At 56.1% G+C, this 17,771-nt stretch carries 15 protein-coding genes; 12 read left to right on the plus strand and 3 right to left on the minus strand.

From position 1 onward, the window contains the following. Window positions 1-147 precede the first annotated feature (147 nt). Window positions 148-1,470 carry a metal-dependent hydrolase family protein gene (locus LCM31_RS08440; RefSeq protein ID WP_224869118.1) on the plus strand — a complete coding sequence of 441 codons (1,323 nt, stop codon included), beginning with the start codon at window positions 148-150 and terminating at the stop codon, window positions 1,468-1,470. A gap of 114 nt (window positions 1,471-1,584) precedes the next feature. Here the strand turns inward: LCM31_RS08440 and LCM31_RS08445 are convergent, their stop codons facing one another. Both LCM31_RS08445 and LCM31_RS08450 read right to left on the minus strand, forming a co-directional pair. Then, on the minus strand, window positions 1,585-2,340 hold the full coding sequence (locus LCM31_RS08445) for an SIMPL domain-containing protein (protein ID WP_224869120.1): 756 nt from the start codon (window positions 2,338-2,340) through the stop codon (window positions 1,585-1,587). Between the two features lie 112 nt (window positions 2,341-2,452). Beyond that, window positions 2,453-3,550, minus strand: coding sequence for a hypothetical protein (locus LCM31_RS08450; RefSeq protein ID WP_224869122.1), 1,098 nt, complete (start codon window positions 3,548-3,550; stop codon window positions 2,453-2,455). A gap of 166 nt (window positions 3,551-3,716) precedes the next feature. Between LCM31_RS08450 and LCM31_RS08455 the strand changes: the two genes are divergently transcribed. From LCM31_RS08455 to LCM31_RS08475, 5 genes are all read left to right on the plus strand, one after another. Next, a complete protein-coding gene (locus tag LCM31_RS08455) occupies window positions 3,717-4,157 on the plus strand; it encodes a VOC family protein (RefSeq protein WP_224869124.1) in 441 nt (146 codons plus the stop codon). Window positions 4,158-4,195: 38 nt separating this feature from the next. Beyond that, window positions 4,196-5,308, plus strand: coding sequence for a hypothetical protein (locus LCM31_RS08460; protein ID WP_224869126.1), 1,113 nt, complete (start codon window positions 4,196-4,198; stop codon window positions 5,306-5,308). A gap of 65 nt (window positions 5,309-5,373) precedes the next feature. After that, window positions 5,374-6,048 carry a GntR family transcriptional regulator gene (locus LCM31_RS16400; RefSeq protein ID WP_222228930.1) on the plus strand — a complete coding sequence of 225 codons (675 nt, stop codon included), beginning with the start codon at window positions 5,374-5,376 and terminating at the stop codon, window positions 6,046-6,048. Further along, window positions 6,048-6,356, plus strand: coding sequence for a DUF6122 family protein (locus tag LCM31_RS08470; protein ID WP_224869128.1), 309 nt, complete (start codon window positions 6,048-6,050; stop codon window positions 6,354-6,356). Before LCM31_RS16400 ends, LCM31_RS08470 begins: the two co-directional genes overlap by 1 nt. Before the next feature lie 142 nt (window positions 6,357-6,498). Further along, entirely contained in the window at window positions 6,499-7,920 is a 1,422-nt protein-coding gene (locus LCM31_RS08475; RefSeq protein ID WP_224869130.1) for a Type 1 glutamine amidotransferase-like domain-containing protein, read from the plus strand. Window positions 7,921-8,025: 105 nt separating this feature from the next. On the opposite strand, the gene LCM31_RS08480 is transcribed toward LCM31_RS08475, so the two are convergent. Beyond that, a complete protein-coding gene (locus tag LCM31_RS08480) occupies window positions 8,026-8,277 on the minus strand; it encodes a hypothetical protein (protein WP_224869132.1) in 252 nt (83 codons plus the stop codon). Window positions 8,278-8,624: 347 nt separating this feature from the next. Here LCM31_RS08480 and LCM31_RS08485 point away from each other — a divergent pair, with 347 nt between their 5' ends. The 6 genes from LCM31_RS08485 to LCM31_RS08510 all read left to right on the plus strand — a co-directional run bounded on the left by LCM31_RS08485 (window position 8,625) and on the right by LCM31_RS08510 (window position 17,719). After that, the gene (locus tag LCM31_RS08485) at window positions 8,625-11,492 is read left to right on the plus strand and encodes a TonB-dependent receptor domain-containing protein (protein WP_224869134.1); all 2,868 of its coding nucleotides are present in this window, start codon (window positions 8,625-8,627) and stop codon (window positions 11,490-11,492) included. A 141-nt stretch (window positions 11,493-11,633) separates the two neighbouring features. Beyond that, on the plus strand, window positions 11,634-13,100 hold the full coding sequence (yfcC, locus tag LCM31_RS08490) for a putative basic amino acid antiporter YfcC (RefSeq protein ID WP_224869136.1): 1,467 nt from the start codon (window positions 11,634-11,636) through the stop codon (window positions 13,098-13,100). An 18-nt stretch (window positions 13,101-13,118) separates the two neighbouring features. Then, window positions 13,119-14,291 carry a beta-aspartyl-peptidase gene (iadA, locus tag LCM31_RS08495; RefSeq protein ID WP_224869138.1) on the plus strand — a complete coding sequence of 391 codons (1,173 nt, stop codon included), beginning with the start codon at window positions 13,119-13,121 and terminating at the stop codon, window positions 14,289-14,291. A 60-nt stretch (window positions 14,292-14,351) separates the two neighbouring features. Then, window positions 14,352-14,711, plus strand: coding sequence for a helix-turn-helix domain-containing protein (locus LCM31_RS08500; protein ID WP_224869140.1), 360 nt, complete (start codon window positions 14,352-14,354; stop codon window positions 14,709-14,711). After that, the gene (locus tag LCM31_RS08505; RefSeq protein WP_224869142.1) at window positions 14,708-16,036 is read left to right on the plus strand and encodes a cyanophycinase; all 1,329 of its coding nucleotides are present in this window, start codon (window positions 14,708-14,710) and stop codon (window positions 16,034-16,036) included. The genes LCM31_RS08500 and LCM31_RS08505 overlap by 4 nt, the downstream gene beginning before the upstream one ends. Window positions 16,037-16,369: 333 nt before the next feature. Beyond that, window positions 16,370-17,719, plus strand: a complete 1,350-nt coding sequence (locus tag LCM31_RS08510; RefSeq protein WP_222228911.1) for an aspartate aminotransferase family protein — start codon at window positions 16,370-16,372, stop codon at window positions 17,717-17,719. Window positions 17,720-17,771: the final 52 nt, after the last annotated feature.

A 17,771-nucleotide genomic window follows, 5' to 3' on the forward strand; every position in this document is an offset into this window, starting at 1 on the left:
CCATACAAAAGCCCGGTGTTTGCCACACCGGGCTTTTTTTATGGCGTCAAAATACGTTAAATTGCGGGATTGGGTAGGTAACTACCCCGTTGAAAACCAATAAATCCGGGGCGTGGCAGCATCGACCCCGAAGTTTCCGGGATTAACATGATCACTCTGAAGCACACAATTCTGTCGGCAAAGCGTTTTATTAGCGGTTTGCTTGGTTTGACCCTGCTCACCCTTTCGACCCTTGCTCAGGCGGAGAAAATCGCCGTACATGCGGGCTGGTTGTTCGACAGTGAAACGGGCCGGCTGATGGAAAAACGCACCATTCACATTGATGACGGCAAAGTAGAGTCCGTCGAACGCGGTTTTCACCAGCGCGAAGGGGAGCGGGTGATCGACCTGAGTGCCTACTCGGTGTTGCCCGGCTTGATGGATATGCATACCCATCTTTCCTACGAATTCGGCCCCCGCACCTACACCGAAGCCTTTACCTGGAACCCGGCAGACTACACGCTGCGCTCGGTAAACACCGCGGAGCGCACCTTGAAGGCCGGCTTTACCACCGTGCGGGATCTCGGAGATAGCGGTAACGTCACAGTGAGCCTGCGCAACGCCATCAATCGCGGCGACATCATTGGCCCGCGGGTTTACACCGCCGGCAAGTCCATTGCCACTACCGGTGGGCACGCCGACCCAACCAATGGTCATAACCATCGACTGATGGGTAGTCCGGGGCCTGCCGAGGGCGTAGTGAATGGTGTTGCCAGCGCCCGCGAAGCGGTGCGTCAGCGCTACAAAGACGGCGCCGACCTGATCAAGATTACCGCCACGGGCGGTGTCTTGAGTGTGGCCAAGAGCGGCCAGAACCCGCAATTTATGCAGGATGAGCTGGAAGCGGTGGTGCAAACCGCTAAAGACTACGGGTTTACCGTGGCGGTTCACGCCCACGGTAAGGAGGGCATGGAGCGAGCCATTCGCGCCGGGGTGGACTCCATCGAACACGGTACCTACATGGACGACGAAACCATGAAGCTCATGGTGAAAAACGGCACCTGGTATGTGCCGACCTTGCTTGCCGGTGACTGGGTAACCGAGAAGGCGGCGATCGAAGGCTTCTTCCCGGAAATGGTGCGCACCAAGGCGGCAAAAATCGGTCCGCTGATTCAAGATACGTTTAGTCGCGCACACAAGAAAGGTGTGAAGATTGCTTACGGTACCGACACCGGGGTGAGCCGTCACGGCGATAATGCGAAAGAGTTTGCCCTGATGGTGGAGGGCGGCATGAGCCCGGCGGACGCGATCCGCTCGGCGACCTGGAATGCAGCGCAGTTGCTGCAGGCCGAAGATGAACTGGGCAGCATTGCGCCTGGCAAGTGGGCGGACATGATTGCGGTCGTCGGCAACCCGCTGGAAGACATTACCACCCTGGAACGGGTGCAGTTTGTGATGAAAGCTGGCGAGGTTTACAAACAGCCTGAATAGTTTGCCTCGTCATTACGTAGAAAAGCACTTCGTAGTGGATACTTGGCGTTGGCGCCAGCGGGTGCAGCCAACTTCTCATCGGCCGCAGAGTAGTAGTGCGGCCATATAGTTAGTCTACTTCGCCAGTTCAAATACCAGTTCCAGGTTTACTGAAACCGAAGTTTCGCCCGGCGCCACGGGAGTGCTGGCACTATCCGCCATTGCTGCCTCGGCGCGCATCATTGGTCGCGGCATGCCGCCGTGGCTGCCTTCCGCAATACTGACAATCCGGCGCACCTTGGTTCCCAGAGATTCCGCATAGGCTTCTGCGCGCGTCTGCGCCATTTTTAAGGCTTTCTCGCGCGCTTCTGCTCGCAGTGGCTCCGGGTCATCAATGGAGAAGCTCGGGCCGTGGATTTGATTTGCCCCTTCCGCAGTCAGCGCATCGATCACTCCACTCAGGTCATCCAGCTCACGCACGGTGATGCTGACGCTGTTACGCGCCTGGTAGGCGACGATTTTGCGTTCGCGGTTGGGTTGGTAATCGTAGCGGGGCATCAGACTGATGCCGCTGGTCTGCACATCCTTGTTGTCGATGCCTGCCTCTTTAATTGCCTGCATCACCTGTTCCATCTGTTGAGCATTGGCCTGCATGGCCGCTTTGCTGTCGTCAGCCTCGGTGACCACGCCAGCAGAAATCGTAGCGATATCCGGAACCTGGCTGGCTTCCCCCTGTGCTGAAATGGAAACGAGAGTACCGGTGGGGCGGTTGCCGGAATCGCTGCCGCAACCGCTGGCAAAAATGGCGATACCCGCGATGAGGCCCGCGGATAACAGTTTTATCGAATTGCGTCGGGTAAATGCGCGCGTGTTGGAAAGAGTGTTGTGCATAGCGAATCCTTTTTCTTGCCGGAGTGACTGCTGACCGAGTGATTACTGACCGAGTTACTGTGGCTAAAGTTACATCGTAATGATGGCTATTATCGTGTCAGCTAACTGAACATCAGGTGAATAGGCGCGCGAAGCTTTCTTCTTCCGGGTGGTAGAGCGCAAAGCCCAGGCGCAGCAGTTGCTGGCGTCGATCGCAGAGCACATTTTTCTCGCGCAGCGTTGCCTGCAACTGCTCGGCGCCTTCGGCGCTACCACAGCGGAATGTGAAGAAGTGGCCGTGACCCCTTTCCAAATCGTGCGCGATCAGGTTCTCGCGGTTCAGGATCGGGTGATCTGCGGCATCCATCGTGGCGAGGAAGCGCCGCTGATTGTTCAGTACATAGCGGTGGATGCTATCCACCGAAATACCTTCCTGCTGGTGAAGCTCCAGTACCGCCAGGGCCTTGTAAAGCGGAGAGAAATCGATGGTAGAGCCGGCAAAGCGCAGCCAGTCGTTGCCAAATCCTACGCCTTCGCCGCGATTCTCCAGCTCCGCCATCTCCGCAAACCAGCCGGTATACAGCGGCCGCAACTGGCAGCCGCGCGGGATGGTCATAAAGCACATGCCTTCCCCGGCACCCAGATACTTGTATGAGCCTGCGGTATAGAACACCTTGTCGGCCACCTTGCCGAGATCGGTGGGGCGGGCATAGAACCCGTGGTAGCCATCAATGACCATGTGCGTGGCTTCTGGCTTGCGTTCCGCCAGAGCCAGCAGCTCCGGAAACGCGACCCCGGAATCGAAAAATACCTGGCTGGCGTAGGCCAGCTGGTAGCGGCCGGATTGCAGCTCCTGCTCAAACCTGTTTGCGAGCGTTGCGTAAGGCTGGGTGGGGACGCGGGTGACCTGGACATTCGGCAATTCTTCAAGCCGCAACAACTGGCGGGCAAAGCTGTAGAATTCGCCATCGGTGGTCAGGATGTGCAGTGGCTGGCTCAGGTCGAAGGCACTCAGCAGGCGGTAGACCAGCTCGTGGGTGTTCGGGGCCAGGGCAACCTGCTCTGGGGCTGGCAGGTTCACAGCGCTTGCTATACCCCGCTGGAAGGCGGGAATCTTCTCGCCAAAGATCTTGTCCCATTTCTGGTCCGCCATTGCGGCGGCGTCGTTCCAGTATTCGTTGACCGCATCCAGGGTCACGTCGGCCCAGTAGTGGTGGGAGTGGCAAGCCATATGTAGAACTGGTAAGTCGCAGCCTGCAGAGGAGGCTTTTTGAGCCCCCTGTAAAAAATGTCGATAGTATTTTTGATACATTTCGTTCTGGTAACTTTGTTGGGGATGATTAGATTGTCATCCAATGGACGTATCGGGATTGTAATCCCGCAAAGGAGGCGTTGCAGTGGAATATTTGCACACAATGGTGCGTGTCACCGATCTGGAAAAGTCGCTGGAGTTTTATTGCGACAAGCTTGGACTGTATCAGGTCAGCCGTAGCGATTATGAGAAAGGGCGCTTCTCGCTGATTTTCCTCGCGGCCCCTGGGGACAGAGGCAGTGCCGACGCGGACAAGCGGCCGTGCCTCGAATTGACCTACAACTGGGACCCGGAGACCTATACCGGTGGCCGCAATTTTGGACATCTGGCTTACCGCGTGGACAACATCTATGAGACGTGTCAGCGCCTGATGGAGTTGGGGGTGACGATCAATCGCCCGCCTCGCGACGGCCACATGGCGTTTGTACGTTCCCCAGACAATATTTCCATTGAGCTGTTGCAGAAAGGTGACTCCCTGCCACCACAGGAGCCCTGGGCTTCCATGGAAAATACCGGAGAGTGGTAACCACTCCCGGCTTTCGTAGTAATAGAAGAGAGCTAAAGATGGCCAACCCGAACAAATCCCGCAGCTGTGTCGTACTTGCCGGCGCCAATGCCACTCGTCGAGTGCGCGATGAAGGCTTGAACCAGGGCATGGTTTCCACTTTGGTAGGCGCCTCCGGCGGCCCGAAGTGGTTGTCGATCAGTCAGCTTGATCGGGTATTGATCGGTGAGTTTTTCCGCGACCGGAGTACGCCGATTGCCACGCTGGGCTCTTCCATCGGCAGCTTCCGTAACATGTGCTATGCCACCGCCAACCCCATGGAGGCGCTGGAGGTTCTGGAGCACGGCTATGTCAACCAGACCTATGCCAGTGAGCGCCCGACGCCCGCGGAAATTACCGCAAAAGGGGAAGAGATCCTGTTACGGGTGTTGGGAGAGCTGGGGGCCGAGCACGTTGCCAACAACCCGGTCTGGCGCAGCCACTTTGTGACGGTGCGCGGGCGTGGGCCGCTCGCCAGTGAAAAGAAGGCCCTTCTGGCGCCAGCCTTGTTCGCATCGGCACTGGCCAACGCGGTCAGTCGCCACAGCTTGCAGGCGTTCTGGGATCGGGTGGTGTTCCATGCCGGTGATGCGCCGGCAGTGGGCTTCCGCAACCTGAGTACGGTCAACACGCCGCTGAACCCGGAGAACGTCTGCCCGGCGGTGCTGGCCAGCGGCTCCATCCCTCTGGTGATGGCCGGCGTGCCGACTCCCTCCGGGGCGCCTGCGGGTAACTATCGCGACGGCGGTATTACCGATTATCACTTTGATCTTGGCTTTGAGCATCCGGAAGGGTTGGTGCTGTACCCCCATTTCTTCCCGTATATGGTCCCGGGCTGGTTCGACAAGAGCCTGCGGTGGCGCTGGGTGCGTGGCGGTGCCATGGATAATGTAATTCTGGTGGCACCATCGCCGTCGTGGGTAGCCAAATTACCTTATGGGAAAATCCCGGATCGCGATGACTTCGTCAAACTCTCCACGGAAGAGCGCCTCAAGTACTGGAATGCGGTGACCGAGGCCGGCAAGCGGGTTGCGGAGGATTTCTTCGAAATGTGGCAAACTGGCGCCATTGCCAACGAGCTTATCGAGGTTGGCAGTGATGAAGAGCCTCACCGTCTGGCAATGTCCGCGTGAGGTATAGCTGAGGGAGCAACCTCGCAACCGCGCCACTAAGTAAGTGGAAGAGCAGTGGAAGACCAGTGAAAGACGCCGAATTTACTCAGCCGCAGGAAGAGTTCCGGACCACCCAGGAGCGGGTGTACTATCAGGTGCGCGATGCGATTCTCCGGGGGCAGTTTTTACCCGGTAATCCCATCACGATTCGCGGCTTGGCTGCCGAGCTCGACTGCAGCCCAATGCCCGTGCGCGAGGCCCTGCGCCGGCTTACCTCGGAGCGGGCGCTGGAGCTTTCCGATACCCGCCGCGTGACCGTACCTAGCATGACGCGGGAAAAGTTGGACGAAATTTGTGCTGCCCGGGTGGCGCTCGAGTGCCAGGCCGCGGCCCAGGCGCTACCGCAGGTAGGAGATGCCGAGCTCGAAACGTTAAGAGGTCTAGACGATCGGGTAACCGAGTCGCTGGCAAAAAACGACATACAAGAGTATGTTGCCGCCAACCTCGAGTTCCACTTCACCCTATATCGCCTTGGGCATCCGCATATTATTTTGTCATTGATCGAGAGTCTCTGGTTGCAGACCGCACCTTTACAACATTTGGTATTCCAACGCTTCGGTGTACAGGAATTACCAGATCGCCATCAAGACTTGATCGACGCGATCGCGGCAAAAGATGAGCAGCGCGTGCGCACTGCTATTCGCCAGGATATTGAAGAGGGACTGGGCTCCATTTCTGCTGAAGAGTTAATGCCGCACTGATGTTCAGTTACATTCATATTGTTCTCCACTTCCTTGTTCCTCTCGCTATTGCCTGGTTTTTCTTTCGCGAAGAATGGAAAAAGGCCGCGTTGTTTATGGTGGCTGCGAATCTGGTAGATCTCGATCATTTACTGGCGACGCCGATCTATGACCCGGGCCGTTGCAGTATTAATTACCATCCGCTGCATAAATTACTGCCGATTTCTGTGTATGGTGCGATGATGTTTTTACCTTGGAAGCCAGTGCGCTGGCTGGGTATTGGTCTGATTACACACATGTTGTTGGACGCACTCGACTGCAGTTTCTAGCATAAACTGTTCTGTTTTATCCCTAACTTGCCTGTTTTCTCCCTTTGGCCGCGGATGACGCTTCCGCGGCCGACCTCTTGGGTAATCTTGTGCCGTAGCCATAGATTGGCGATAACAATAACGACGCATAGAGGAACCTAAGGTGAAGAAAAAACTTATCCCGCTTTTTTTGCTTTCCGCGATGAGTCACGGCGCGCTGGCCTGTGTCTCCGCGGAGACCGAATCGAATGATGCCGAGGCCGATGCCGATGGCCCTGTATGTTCTGGTCAGGCGGTTGCTGGCAACATTGCCAACCGCAGGGATCAGGATTGGTATTACTTCAATATTGATACTCCGTCCGATTTGGATATTTCTCTCGCGCACGACAGTGGCGACGACTTTGATTGGTACCTGTACGACGCATCACAGCAACTGTATAGCGCCGAAACAAGCAACCGCCCCGAGTCAGCCAGTGTCAGTGTCGACGGTAATGGCCTGTACACCCTCAAAGTAACTCGTTACTCCGGCCGAGGTGACTACACCCTGAGTGTCGACGGCATTCCCTCCAGCAGTGGCGGTGGAAGTAGTAGCGGTGGCAGCAGCAGTGGGGGCAGCAGCGGCGGAAGCAGCGGTGGCGGCGACTGTAATGTTGGCACGCGGCCGGCAAAGCCGGGCGGTCTGACCCGATACATTACGGGCAGTGAAGCCGACATCTGCGTGAACCAGACTTCCGGCGGTTTGCTGGTGATGGGCGGCGGTAGTGACGTCGATGCCGCGTTTACTCGTCGTGTCGAGCCGTTGATCGGTGGTGGCGATGTCGTGGTGCTGCGCACCAGCGGTAGCGATGGCTACAACGATTATCTGCAGGGGCTGCTCAATGCAGATTCCGTCGAAACCCTGATTGTTGATCGCCAACAGCACGCTAATGACGAATACGTAGCCTGGGCCGTGCGTTCTGCCGAGTTTGTATGGATTGCCGGCGGCGACCAATCCGACTACCTGAATCAGTGGCAGGGCACTCCGCTGCAGCAGGCCCTGGATGAAGTGATTGCCCGTGGTGGTGTCCTGGGCGGTACCTCTGCCGGTGCGGCTGTGCAGTCCGAGCACATCTACGACCCTGACGGCGTGCTGGGTGCCTACTCGTCCGAAGCGGTGAGCGATCTGTGCCACGAAAACACCAATATTTCCGATGGCTTCCTGACCACCGCAATCATGCAGGGTGTGATCGTTGATACCCATTTTGCCGAGCGCGATCGTATGGGCCGCCTGATGGCCTTTATGGCGGGACTGCCTGCGGGTATTCAGGGCATTGGCGTCGACGAAGCCACTTCGATCTTCTTCACTCCCGATGGCAGCGGTGTGGTTGATGGCGCGGGCAGTGTGTACGTTCTGCAGGAGGACGGTCAGAGCAGTCGGACTCAGGCACAATGTGGCCTGCCAGTGGTTTACGAAGACGTGCTGCGCTACAAGCTGGGTGAGTTTGACCAATTCAACCTCTCCACTGGGGCCAGCAACGTGACGCCCAAGCGCATTGGTATCGATGGGCGCTCCACTAACTTCTATATCAATCAGCCGTATCAGTAACTTCCTCTGCGGTTAAAAACGTTGTGATTGGAATGGTGAATCGGGAGGGGAATTTGTTCCCTTCCGGTTCACCTTCGACAAGGTTCTTTCCCACAATATCGCAGATTATTCGGCTGCTGGCTGTATCTGCTTCTGAATTAAATTCTGTAGCAGAAAACCTTTACAGGTTTTTTTCATCGTGATAAAAATTGGTGTGTGATCGATAGTAATCTGATTTGGATCTGCTTCTGGCGCGATAGCCGAATCAAGAGAGCCACCGGTCTGACTCCCAAGTTCAAGTGTGGTTAATTGGTTAAAACCTACTTGATAAACAGTGCAAGGCATTAAGAGCAAAATGAACAAGGCTGCTACTGTCACGCGCTGCTCCTCCAACTACTACCTCAGCGAGTGGTTTGACGAGTAGCTTCCCCACCTCGGTTTAACCGGGGGCCCCGCTTATTTATGCGCGGGTGCAAGGAAGCTATAAGTCGGTTTTTTCCGTTCTTATTTCCAGCCCAATTTGTCGAACTCTGTTGGCATTGCTTGTGCATTGCTGTGGTATCGATGGTATGGGTTATTGCACTGCATTGCCGCCGGTTTTTCCTGGGAAATCTTCTGCGAGTCTGAAGTGTCGATTGCTGATGCTTGCAGTTCGCGCAATTTCGAATCTCACAGAAAAACGAAACAACCATCGGAGACAGGAATTTTTCCTGGAGGGCAATAAAATGGATAACAGAACCCAACTGAATAAAACGCCACTGAGTAAGGCGGTGCGACTGGCACTTGGCTGCTCATTGATTGGCAGCAGTGCGTTTGCAATGGCACAGGAAGCACCAAAAGGTGCAGATGCGTCCGTTGAAGAAATCGTTGTTACCGGTACCCACATCAAGGGGCTGGATACCGAAGGTGCAGTACAGGTCGTACAGATTGATCGCGACGACATCGAAGCTTCCGGTGCAACTTCTCCCATCGAAATTCTGCAGCAGCTGTCCCAGACTGGTGGCGGCAGCGGCACTTTCTCTACCGCCACGTCCGGCGCGCTCTCCAGTGACACTCCAGTAGGCGCCGCCGGCGTTTCCCTGCGCGGTCTGGGCGCTAGCTCCACCCTGGTATTGGTGAATGGTCGCCGTGTTTCCGTGAGTTCCTTCGCCAAGGGCCAGGAGTCTTTCGTCGATGTAAACTCTATCCCATTGTCTGCCATTGAGCGCGTGGAAGTGTTGCCCAGTGGTGCCGCGGCCACCTACGGTGCCGACGCGGTCGCAGGCGTTGTGAACTTCGTACTGCGTGATGATTTTGACGGTTCTGAAATTTCCCTGACTCACGGCAACTCCACCGCCGGCTCCGATGAAGGCAAATACAACCTGAACTGGGTATGGGGCCGTGAAGGTGAGAACAGCCACACCATGGTGGTGGTTGATCTGTTCTCCCGTAACGCAATGTACGACCGCGACCGCAAGTTGACCGCGAACTCTGTGCGTCCGAGCCAGCAGGGTGTTTACCCCAGCTTCAATGACTTGTTCCTGGCGTACTACGACCAGACTGAGGGCCCTGCGTCCGGCGGCTGTCCGGAAGATCAGTTTGGTTTCGGCAGCTTCGGCGATTACTGTGAATTCAACACCAATGCGGTTGCCGCGACTCAGGATGAATACGAAAGCGCCAGTGTCGTTGCCACGTTTAATTACGATATCTCCGACAATCTGGAGTGGTTTAACACCCTGATGCTGCAGACCAGTGAGTCTCGTGGTACCTCCGCTCCGGCAAACTTCTCCCGTGCGCCGTTCGATCCGGAAAGCCCCCTGTGGCCAGAAGCCCTGAAGGCAGATCTGGTTGAGGAGGGTTCCTTCCACCCGGATTATCCAACCAACGATTTCAGTGATTATTACGGTTACCCGATTTTCGCCTGGGGTAAGTTCCCGGATGCACGCGCGGTCGAGGTGGAAAGCGAGGCCATGCGCCTGGTGTCCGGCCTGCGTGGTGAAGTAAACGATTGGAGCTGGGAAGTTGCCGCTAACTTGGGTCGCAGTGAATCTGAGCAGCGCGGAATTTCCGGACTGTACAAGGCGGATGCTTTCTACAATGCAAGCGTAGGCAACCTGTGTACCGATGGTTCTGTTGTCGATCGCTGGGAAGTAGACCTAGCACGCCCCAGTGCAAGTTTTGGTGCGGGTGAAACCTGTGAAGACCTCGGCAAAACCACTGCCTGGTACAACCCCTTCGGTGGTCAGGTTGATCAGATAGCGGAGATGGACGATCTGATCCGCACGGATGCAAAACGCGGTGGTAAGTCCAGCCTGTACGCCATTGATGGTAATATCTCTGGCAGCTGGATCGAGTTGCCGGCCGGTACTGTGCAGGTGGCCTTTGGTGGTGAGTTCCGCCGAGAGTCTGTGATAGATACCCCGTCTGGTGATGCAGTTTCTACCACCCTGAACCCCGAGCCGATTCTGGGCTTCAGCTCCACTTCTGCAGACGCCGCGCGTAACCAGTGGGCGGTCTACATGGAACAGATGATTCCGCTGGCGGCCAACACCGAGTTGCAGCTCGCCCTGCGTTACGACCACTACGATAACTTCGGTGGCGACACCAACCCCAAGGTTGCGCTGCGCCATGCGTTTAACGATGCAATCATCTTCCGTTCCAACTGGTCCACTTCCTTCCGTGCGCCATCTCTTGCGCAGGTTGGTGCGGGTACCTTGCTTTCCAGCTATTCCGTCGACTGTAGCGTAACTCCTGTGGCCTGTGACGGTCTGATTGACGAGTCAGGTGAGTCTCTGCTGTCCGAAGATGTGAGCAATGATGAACTGAAGCCGGAAACTGCTACCACCTGGGGTGCGGGCTTCCTGTTGAAGCCGAGCGAAAATACCGAGATCTCTATCGATTACTGGAATATCGAGCATGAGAATCTGATCGGTGTGGAAGAGGATGACTTCATCCTGCGCGCGTTCAATGGTGACTTCGCGGTAGTAGGTGAAGGTGAGCTGCCAACAGGTCAGCCTGGCCTTGAAGTGGCAGGTGGCTTTGTAGTGGATGCGCACTTCCAGCTGTCCAACCTCGGTTGGCAGAAGACCAACGGTGTGGATCTGGCGTTTACCCAGTACTTTGACACCGAAAGCTGGGGTAACTTCCGCTTCACTCTGGACGGTACTTACCTGAACGAGTTCGACAAACTACCATCCGATGCGCTGGGTATCGTGAAAGAAGCCGGTAACTATACCTACCCACGTATCCGTGCCAATAGTTCCCTGCGCTGGACCTACGAGGACTGGTCATCTGCTCTGACCGCCCGTTACGTTCACAGCTACATGGACGACCCGAGCCCGCGCGTACTGGATTCCGTATTTGAGGAAGGCAACGAGTACTTCGCATCTCGTGTCGACATCGACGATGAAGGTAATGTGGAAGTCGATAGCTGGGTGACCTTTGACCTCCGTGTCGCCCGTGATTTCGACAACGGCAGCTGGTTGAGCCTGCGCGTCAACAACCTGTTCGATAAGGAGCCGCCTCTGGTACTGGGCACTGGCGCCAACGTTGACCACTTTAACCATAACTCCATGGGGCGTTTCTACACCATGAGCTACGGTTACGCGTTCTGATCGGCGTCTCACAGGACCTGATCCCAGCGGGCGTGCGTTGCACGCCCGCTGGTACTTTTCCATTTAATGCGGTTTATTCCTATGCAAACGAGCGATACCAACTCTTCTGTCACTAGCGTTTCCGAGTCAGTGGAATCGCAGGTGCCCAAGACCTGGGCCATGCCGGATACCTACCTGATATTGTTGGGGGTAGCTGTTGTCGCGTTTGCGCTGAATTTTTTAATCCCTGCGGGCACCTTCGATACCGTCACCAATGTGGTAAATGGGGTAGAACGCAGTGTGATTGACCCGGCCAGCTACAAGCAGGCAACCGCCGAACCGGCAGGTTTGGCACTGTTTGCAGAGGGTGGGGGTATTGGTTTTCTGAATTTTGCCTTTGAAGGCATGGTGTCTGGTAGCAAGTGGGGCGCATCGATTGGTGTGTTCGCGTTTATCCTGCTGACCGGTGGTGCCTTCGGCTTGATATTTGCCAGTGGCTCCGTTGAGCGGGGTTTGTTTCAGGTGATTGCGCGCAATCGCGAAGCAGGGCACCTGTACCTGGCAATACTGTGCTTTCTATTTTCCCTCGGTGGGGCGGTGTTCGGTATGGGCGAAGAGGTCATCCCTTTCACCCTGATCGTTGTACCCCTGCTGGTTTCCATGGGTTATGACAGTATTACCGCTTTGCTGGTTACCTATGTCGCAACGCAGGTAGGCTTCGCCACATCCTGGATGAATCCTTTTGGGGTAAGCATCGCCCAGGGTATTGCTGGGGTTCCTTTGATGTCTGGCAGTGGTTTGCGCATGGCTCTTTGGCTGCTGGCCACCTGTGGCCTGGCTGCATACACCATTTTTTATGCCCGTCGTATCCAGAAGAAACCCTCGCGCTCGCTGGCTTATGCCTCTGACCAGGTATTTCGTGACAAGTCCGTGTCGACCAATGCATTGCAAACCATGGTTCGCGGAGATGGCTGGGTGTTACTGCTGTTCTGTGCGGGTATCGCGTGGATGATCTGGGGGGTGGTGGAGCGCAGTTACTTCCTGCCCGAAATTGCCAGCCAGTTTTTCACCATGGGTATCGTTATCGCCGCGGTTTCCATTGCCTTTGGCCTGAATGGGCTCACTGCCAACAAGGCTGCAGCGGCGTTTAAAGAAGGCGCGCAGCAGTTGCTGCCTGCGGCGATGGTGGTGGCGTTTGCTAAAGGCATAGTGCTGTTGCTCGGCGGCGATGACCCGCAGGGTGCAAGTATTCTAAATACCATCTTGCATGTGGCAGGCAATAGCCTGGCGGATGTATCGGGCGCGGTTTCCGCCTGGTTTATGCTGGTATTTCAAACCGTGTTTAATTTCTTTATTACCTCCGGCTCCGGTCAGGCAGCACTGACCATGCCAATCATGGCACCGCTAGCGGATGTGGTGGGCGTTACTCGTCAGACCGCCGTGCTTGCGTTCCAGCTTGGCGATGGTCTCACCAACATTGTGGTGCCCACGTCCGCAGCATTGATGGGATGCCTGGGCGCGGCGCGTCTGGATTGGGGTGTGTGGATTCGGTTTATCTTGCCGCTGCAAGGTGCGCTGTTTTTATTCGCGTCGTTGGCGGTATTGGTTGCAGCCGTTTCCGGCTTTTAATTTCTAAGCAGTTTTTTTATGTCTCAAATTACTCTGATCAAAAATGCGGAGGTATTTGCCCCCCGTAGTCTCGGCCGCTGTGATGTGTTGGTGGCGGGCGACCGGGTGGCAAAAATCGATCAGCATCTGTCTTTGCCGGAGAACGTCGGCCAAGTGGTGGATGCCGATGGTGCCTGGCTCATGCCTGGTCTGGTTGACTCGCTGGTGCATATCACCGGAGGTGGTGGCGAAGGTGGGTTTGGCTCACGCACGCCTGAGCTGAATGTACGCGATGCGATCGCCGGTGGTGTTACCTCCGTTGTTGGTGCCCTGGGTACCGATGCGATTACCCGCACCCTGAATGAGTTGTTTGGCAAAGCCAAATCCCTGGAGGCGCAGGGGATTTCGTGCTTTATCCAGACGGGCTCTTATCAAGTACCGGTAAATACCCTGACCGGTAGTGTCCGTGGCGACATCATCCTTATCGATAACGTCATTGGCGTTGGTGAATTGGCGATCTCCGACCACCGTTCATCTCACCCGACCCGTGATGAATTAACGCGCATCGCCGCCGATGCGCGGGTTGCTGGGATGTTAAGCGGGAAGGGCGGTGTAGTCAGTGTGCATGTCGGGGATGGCGCTGGCCGTCTACAGCCGTTGTTTGATGTGGTTGAAAACTCCGAAATTCCCATTGCCCAGTTTTATCCGACACATATGAACCGCAACCGGTCGCTACTGGAGCACGGTGTCGAGTTTGCCTGTGCGGGCGGCTTTATCGACTTCACCACGTCGACCACCGATGACATCTTGGCGAGTGGCGAAATGCGTGCAAGTCAGGCGTTGGCGCTCGCGCTGGAGCTGGGTGCGCCAATAGACCAGCTCACCTTTTCTTCAGATGCGCAGGGTTCACTGACAAATTTCTGCGACTTGGGGCAATTGCGGGATATGGAAGTGGGAGCCATCACCAGCCTGTTTGATGAGTTCCGACGTGCCGTGCAGGATGAGCAGCTGGACTTGTCACGCGCGTTGCAGACGGTCACCAGCAACCCAGCGCGGGCGCTCGGTCTGAAGCGCAAGGGGCAAGTAGCTCCCGGTCGCGACGCGGACTTACTGCTGGTAGATCCCGAGCGATTCCAAATTACCCATGTAATGGCACGTGGCCGCTGGCAGTTGTTTGACCAGTCGTTGCAGACGGCTCAACACTCTGAATAGCGAGGTTCTGCTGTGGCGGTTTGGCAAGATCGACAGTTACTGGATGAAGCGCTTGCGTTGATGTGCAACAACCTCGCAGAGCCACTGCGCACCGCGGAGTTGGCCGCTTATCTGGATATTTCGGTGAAAAAGCTGGAACGTATATTCAGCCGCTTCAAGGGAATATTACCGGCACGTTTTTATCGTGAGTTGCGCCTGCAGCATGCACGCGTGCTGCTGCTGGAAAGTGAGCAGAGTATCGATGCTATCGGGCAGCAATGCGGTTTCCGCTCTGCCTCGCATTTTAGCCGGTGTTTTAAAGAACATTTTGGGCGGAGCCCACGAGGAGAGCGGATGTTCGGGGAGCCTTCCGATGCCGCGCTTCAGTTTTGCGTGGATTCGCCAAAGTTGGAAAGTTTTCGGGTAGGGGTGAGTTTATGAAATTGTGGCGTATTGCGAGTCTGTCGCTGTTCGTGTTCGCGCTTGTCGGAGCCGGTTGCTCCAGCAAAAGTGATGGGGCACTGGAAAAAGTTGCATCGACAGAGTCGGATGTAACCCATGTTGCCAGTGAATCCGGTCGCTTGTTAATTGTGGGTGGTGCACTGAGAAGTGATAACAAAGATGTTTATCGGGCGTTTATCGAATCTATACCTCCTCAGCTGCCCAGCGTAGCGATCGTACCGGCGGCCTCTGGTCGGCCCGCGCACTACGCGCAGCAGTTTGCCGACGATCTGCGCCACTTCGGTTTTGCGGGTGACATTCGTGTGCTGCCCATCGCGGTAAAGGATGATGCCTCGACCGAATCGGTGGATGAAAGTCTGTGGCGTGATGGTGGCAACGACGCAGTGCTTGCGGAGGCGTTGGCGGATGTTGGTGGTATTTGGTTTGTGGGCGGGGATCAGACCAGAATCACCGGTACATTGCTCGGACCAGACGGGGAAGATGGTCCGGTGCTCGCCGCAATACGCGCACAGCTGTCGCGTGGCGCCGTTGTTGGCGGCACCAGCGCCGGCGCGGCGATCATGAGCGAAACCATGATCGCCGCGGGAGACTCCTTGAGTGCGCTGACACTGCCCAGCGTTGAAGTGTACGCGGGCATGGACAGTCAGGAGTCTGGACAGTTGTTGCTGGCTCGCGGTCTCGGTTTCCTACCCTTTGGCGTGGTGGATCAGCACTTTGATCGCAAGGCGCGTCTGGGGCGCTTGATCCGGGCACTGGGCTTTTCCTCTGACGCGGCTTCCCAGGTTGGCTATGGGGTGGATGAAGACACCGCACTGCTGGTAAACCTCGAAAACAAGACCATGAAAGTGCTGGGCGCTGGCAACCTGGTGGTGGCCGATGGCCGTACTGCGCAATTTGCGCCTGAAGAGGGGCCATTCGCGGCCAAAGGTTTGCGTCTCAGTGTTTTGAGCGGGGGGGATACCCTGGCCTGGGAAACTGGTGAAGTCACGATTGCTGGCAGTGAAACCCCCGGCCATGAAGCCTTTGGTTATCGCGCGACCCAGGGCGCCGGTATCGCACTCGCAAACCAGCGCCTGGATCATTTGCTCGGCTTTTCCTTGCTGGATAATCGAGAAGTGCGTGAGTTGCGGCGCTACGCGTTTAACGACGAAACGGGGCAGGGGGTATTGTTCCAGTTTCAGCAGACCGAGCAGTCTCGGGGCTTCTGGCGCTATGGTTCTGGTACCAAAGACCAGTACTCGATCGTTGATGTCGCCCTGGATGTGGTCCCGGTTGCGGTCACCGTGACACCGCCTTCTAGCTAACTTTTCAATTTCTACCGGCTGGTCCATGTGATTTACCCCATTGACTGGCTGGTCTGCTATTTTCTCGGCGTTTCAGCCCGTTTCTCGGCCTTGCCTCTCTACTTTCTTTACTCCCTCGCGATTACTGGTCTCAAACCGCGCAACTACTCGTGGCCCGCTGGCACTAGGCTAGTGCTATTCGTGCGGCGGTGGCCTCTTTGCGACTGAGGCGCGACTGAGTTGCGAATAGCGGTTGCACCACTTCCGGTCTTGCCTCTAGAATGTGATCACATTTTACGGCGCTGTCTGCAATGTATAGATGGCGCAGGCATTTTTCGAGTCAGGAGTGAGTTCATGAACAAAAATCAGCTACAACAGCATGACCGCGATCACCTGTTGCATCCGTTTACCGATTTCCACGACCTTGGCAAACAGGGCACCCGTGTAATCACCAGTGCGGAAGGTCCGTACATTACCGATATTGATGGCCACACCATGCTCGACGGCATGTCCGGCCTGTGGTGCTGTAACCTCGGTTATAGCCGTCGGGAAATCAGTGAAGCCATCTACGAGCAGCTTAACAAGCTGCCGTTCTACAACAGCTTCTTCCAGTGCACCACCGTGCCCTCCATTGAGCTCGCCGACCTGCTTTCCGAGGTGACTCCGGCTGGTATGAACAACGTGTTCTTCACCGGTTCCGGTAGTGAGGCCAATGACACCAACCTGCGAATCATCCGTCGCTACTGGGATCTGAAAGATCAGCCGCAGAAGCGCATTGTTATCTCCCGCCAGAACGCCTATCACGGTTCCACCATTGGTGGTGCCAGCCTGGGTGGCATGAGTGGTATGCACAAGCAGTTCCAGGCGCTGGACTACATTGAGCACATTCAGCAGCCATACTGGTTCGGTGAAGGTGGTGACATGTCACCGGAAGAGTTTGGTATCTACGCCGCGCGTTGTCTGGATGAAAAAATCCAGGAACTGGGGCCGGAAAAAGTAGCCGCCTTTATCGCCGAGCCAATTCAGGGTGCGGGTGGTGTGATTATTCCGCCGGAAACTTACTGGCCGGAAGTGAAGAAGGTTCTGGATCAGTACGACATCCTGCTGGTAATGGATGAGGTGATCTTTGGCTTCGGGCGCACCGGTGAATGGTTTGGTGCGGATTACTACGGTATGAAGCCGGACCTGATGACCTTTGCCAAGGCAGTGACCAATGGTTACTTCCCGCTGGGCGGCACCATGGTGAGCGACCGTGTGGCGGAAGTCATCAAGGCCAAGGGCGGCGAGTTTACCCATGGTTATACTTACTCTGCGCACCCGGCAGCCTGTATGGCGGGTATCGTGACCGTCAACATCCTGCGCAATGAAAAGATCATTGAAAACGTGCGTGATGTCACCGGACCATACCTTGCCAAGCGCTGGGCGGAACTGGCTGATCACCCAATCGTGGGCGAGGCGCGAACTCTCGGCCTGGTAGGTGCACTGGAACTGGTGAAAGATAAAGGCAGCCGCGCGCGCTTTGACGATGACTGCACTGCTGGTGCTGTTTGTCGCGATATGAGCATCAAGAACGGACTGGTGATGCGGGCAACTGGCGACACCATGATTATTGCTCCGCCGCTGATTCTGGATACCGCACATATTGACGAGCTGGTGGACAAGGCGCACCGTGCGCTGGATGAAACCGCCAAGGCTATGGCGTAATATCCAAACTAGGCCTCCACTAGGTTTGTAGTGGGGGCCGTTCCCTTTCAAC

The organism is Microbulbifer agarilyticus, assembly GCF_020171345.1.
Taxonomy (GTDB): domain Bacteria; phylum Pseudomonadota; class Gammaproteobacteria; order Pseudomonadales; family Cellvibrionaceae; genus Microbulbifer; species Microbulbifer agarilyticus_D.

Excerpts from the sequence above, each read along its gene's own strand:
- LCM31_RS08510 (WP_222228911.1), top strand. The coding sequence starts at position 16,370 with ATGAACAAAAATCAGCTACAACAGCATGACCGCGATCACCTGTTGCAT.
- LCM31_RS08450 (WP_224869122.1), bottom strand. The coding sequence starts at position 3,550 with ATGGCTTGCCACTCCCACCACTACTGGGCCGACGTGACCCTGGATGCG.
- LCM31_RS08460 (WP_224869126.1), top strand. The coding sequence starts at position 4,196 with ATGGCCAACCCGAACAAATCCCGCAGCTGTGTCGTACTTGCCGGCGCC.
- iadA (WP_224869138.1), top strand. The coding sequence starts at position 13,119 with ATGTCTCAAATTACTCTGATCAAAAATGCGGAGGTATTTGCCCCCCGT.
- LCM31_RS08505 (WP_224869142.1), top strand. The coding sequence starts at position 14,708 with ATGAAATTGTGGCGTATTGCGAGTCTGTCGCTGTTCGTGTTCGCGCTT.
- LCM31_RS08500 (WP_224869140.1), top strand. The coding sequence starts at position 14,352 with ATGTGCAACAACCTCGCAGAGCCACTGCGCACCGCGGAGTTGGCCGCT.
- LCM31_RS08445 (WP_224869120.1), bottom strand. The coding sequence starts at position 2,340 with ATGCACAACACTCTTTCCAACACGCGCGCATTTACCCGACGCAATTCG.
- LCM31_RS08470 (WP_224869128.1), top strand. The coding sequence starts at position 6,048 with ATGTTCAGTTACATTCATATTGTTCTCCACTTCCTTGTTCCTCTCGCT.
- LCM31_RS08440 (WP_224869118.1), top strand. The coding sequence starts at position 148 with ATGATCACTCTGAAGCACACAATTCTGTCGGCAAAGCGTTTTATTAGC.
- LCM31_RS08485 (WP_224869134.1), top strand. The coding sequence starts at position 8,625 with ATGGATAACAGAACCCAACTGAATAAAACGCCACTGAGTAAGGCGGTG.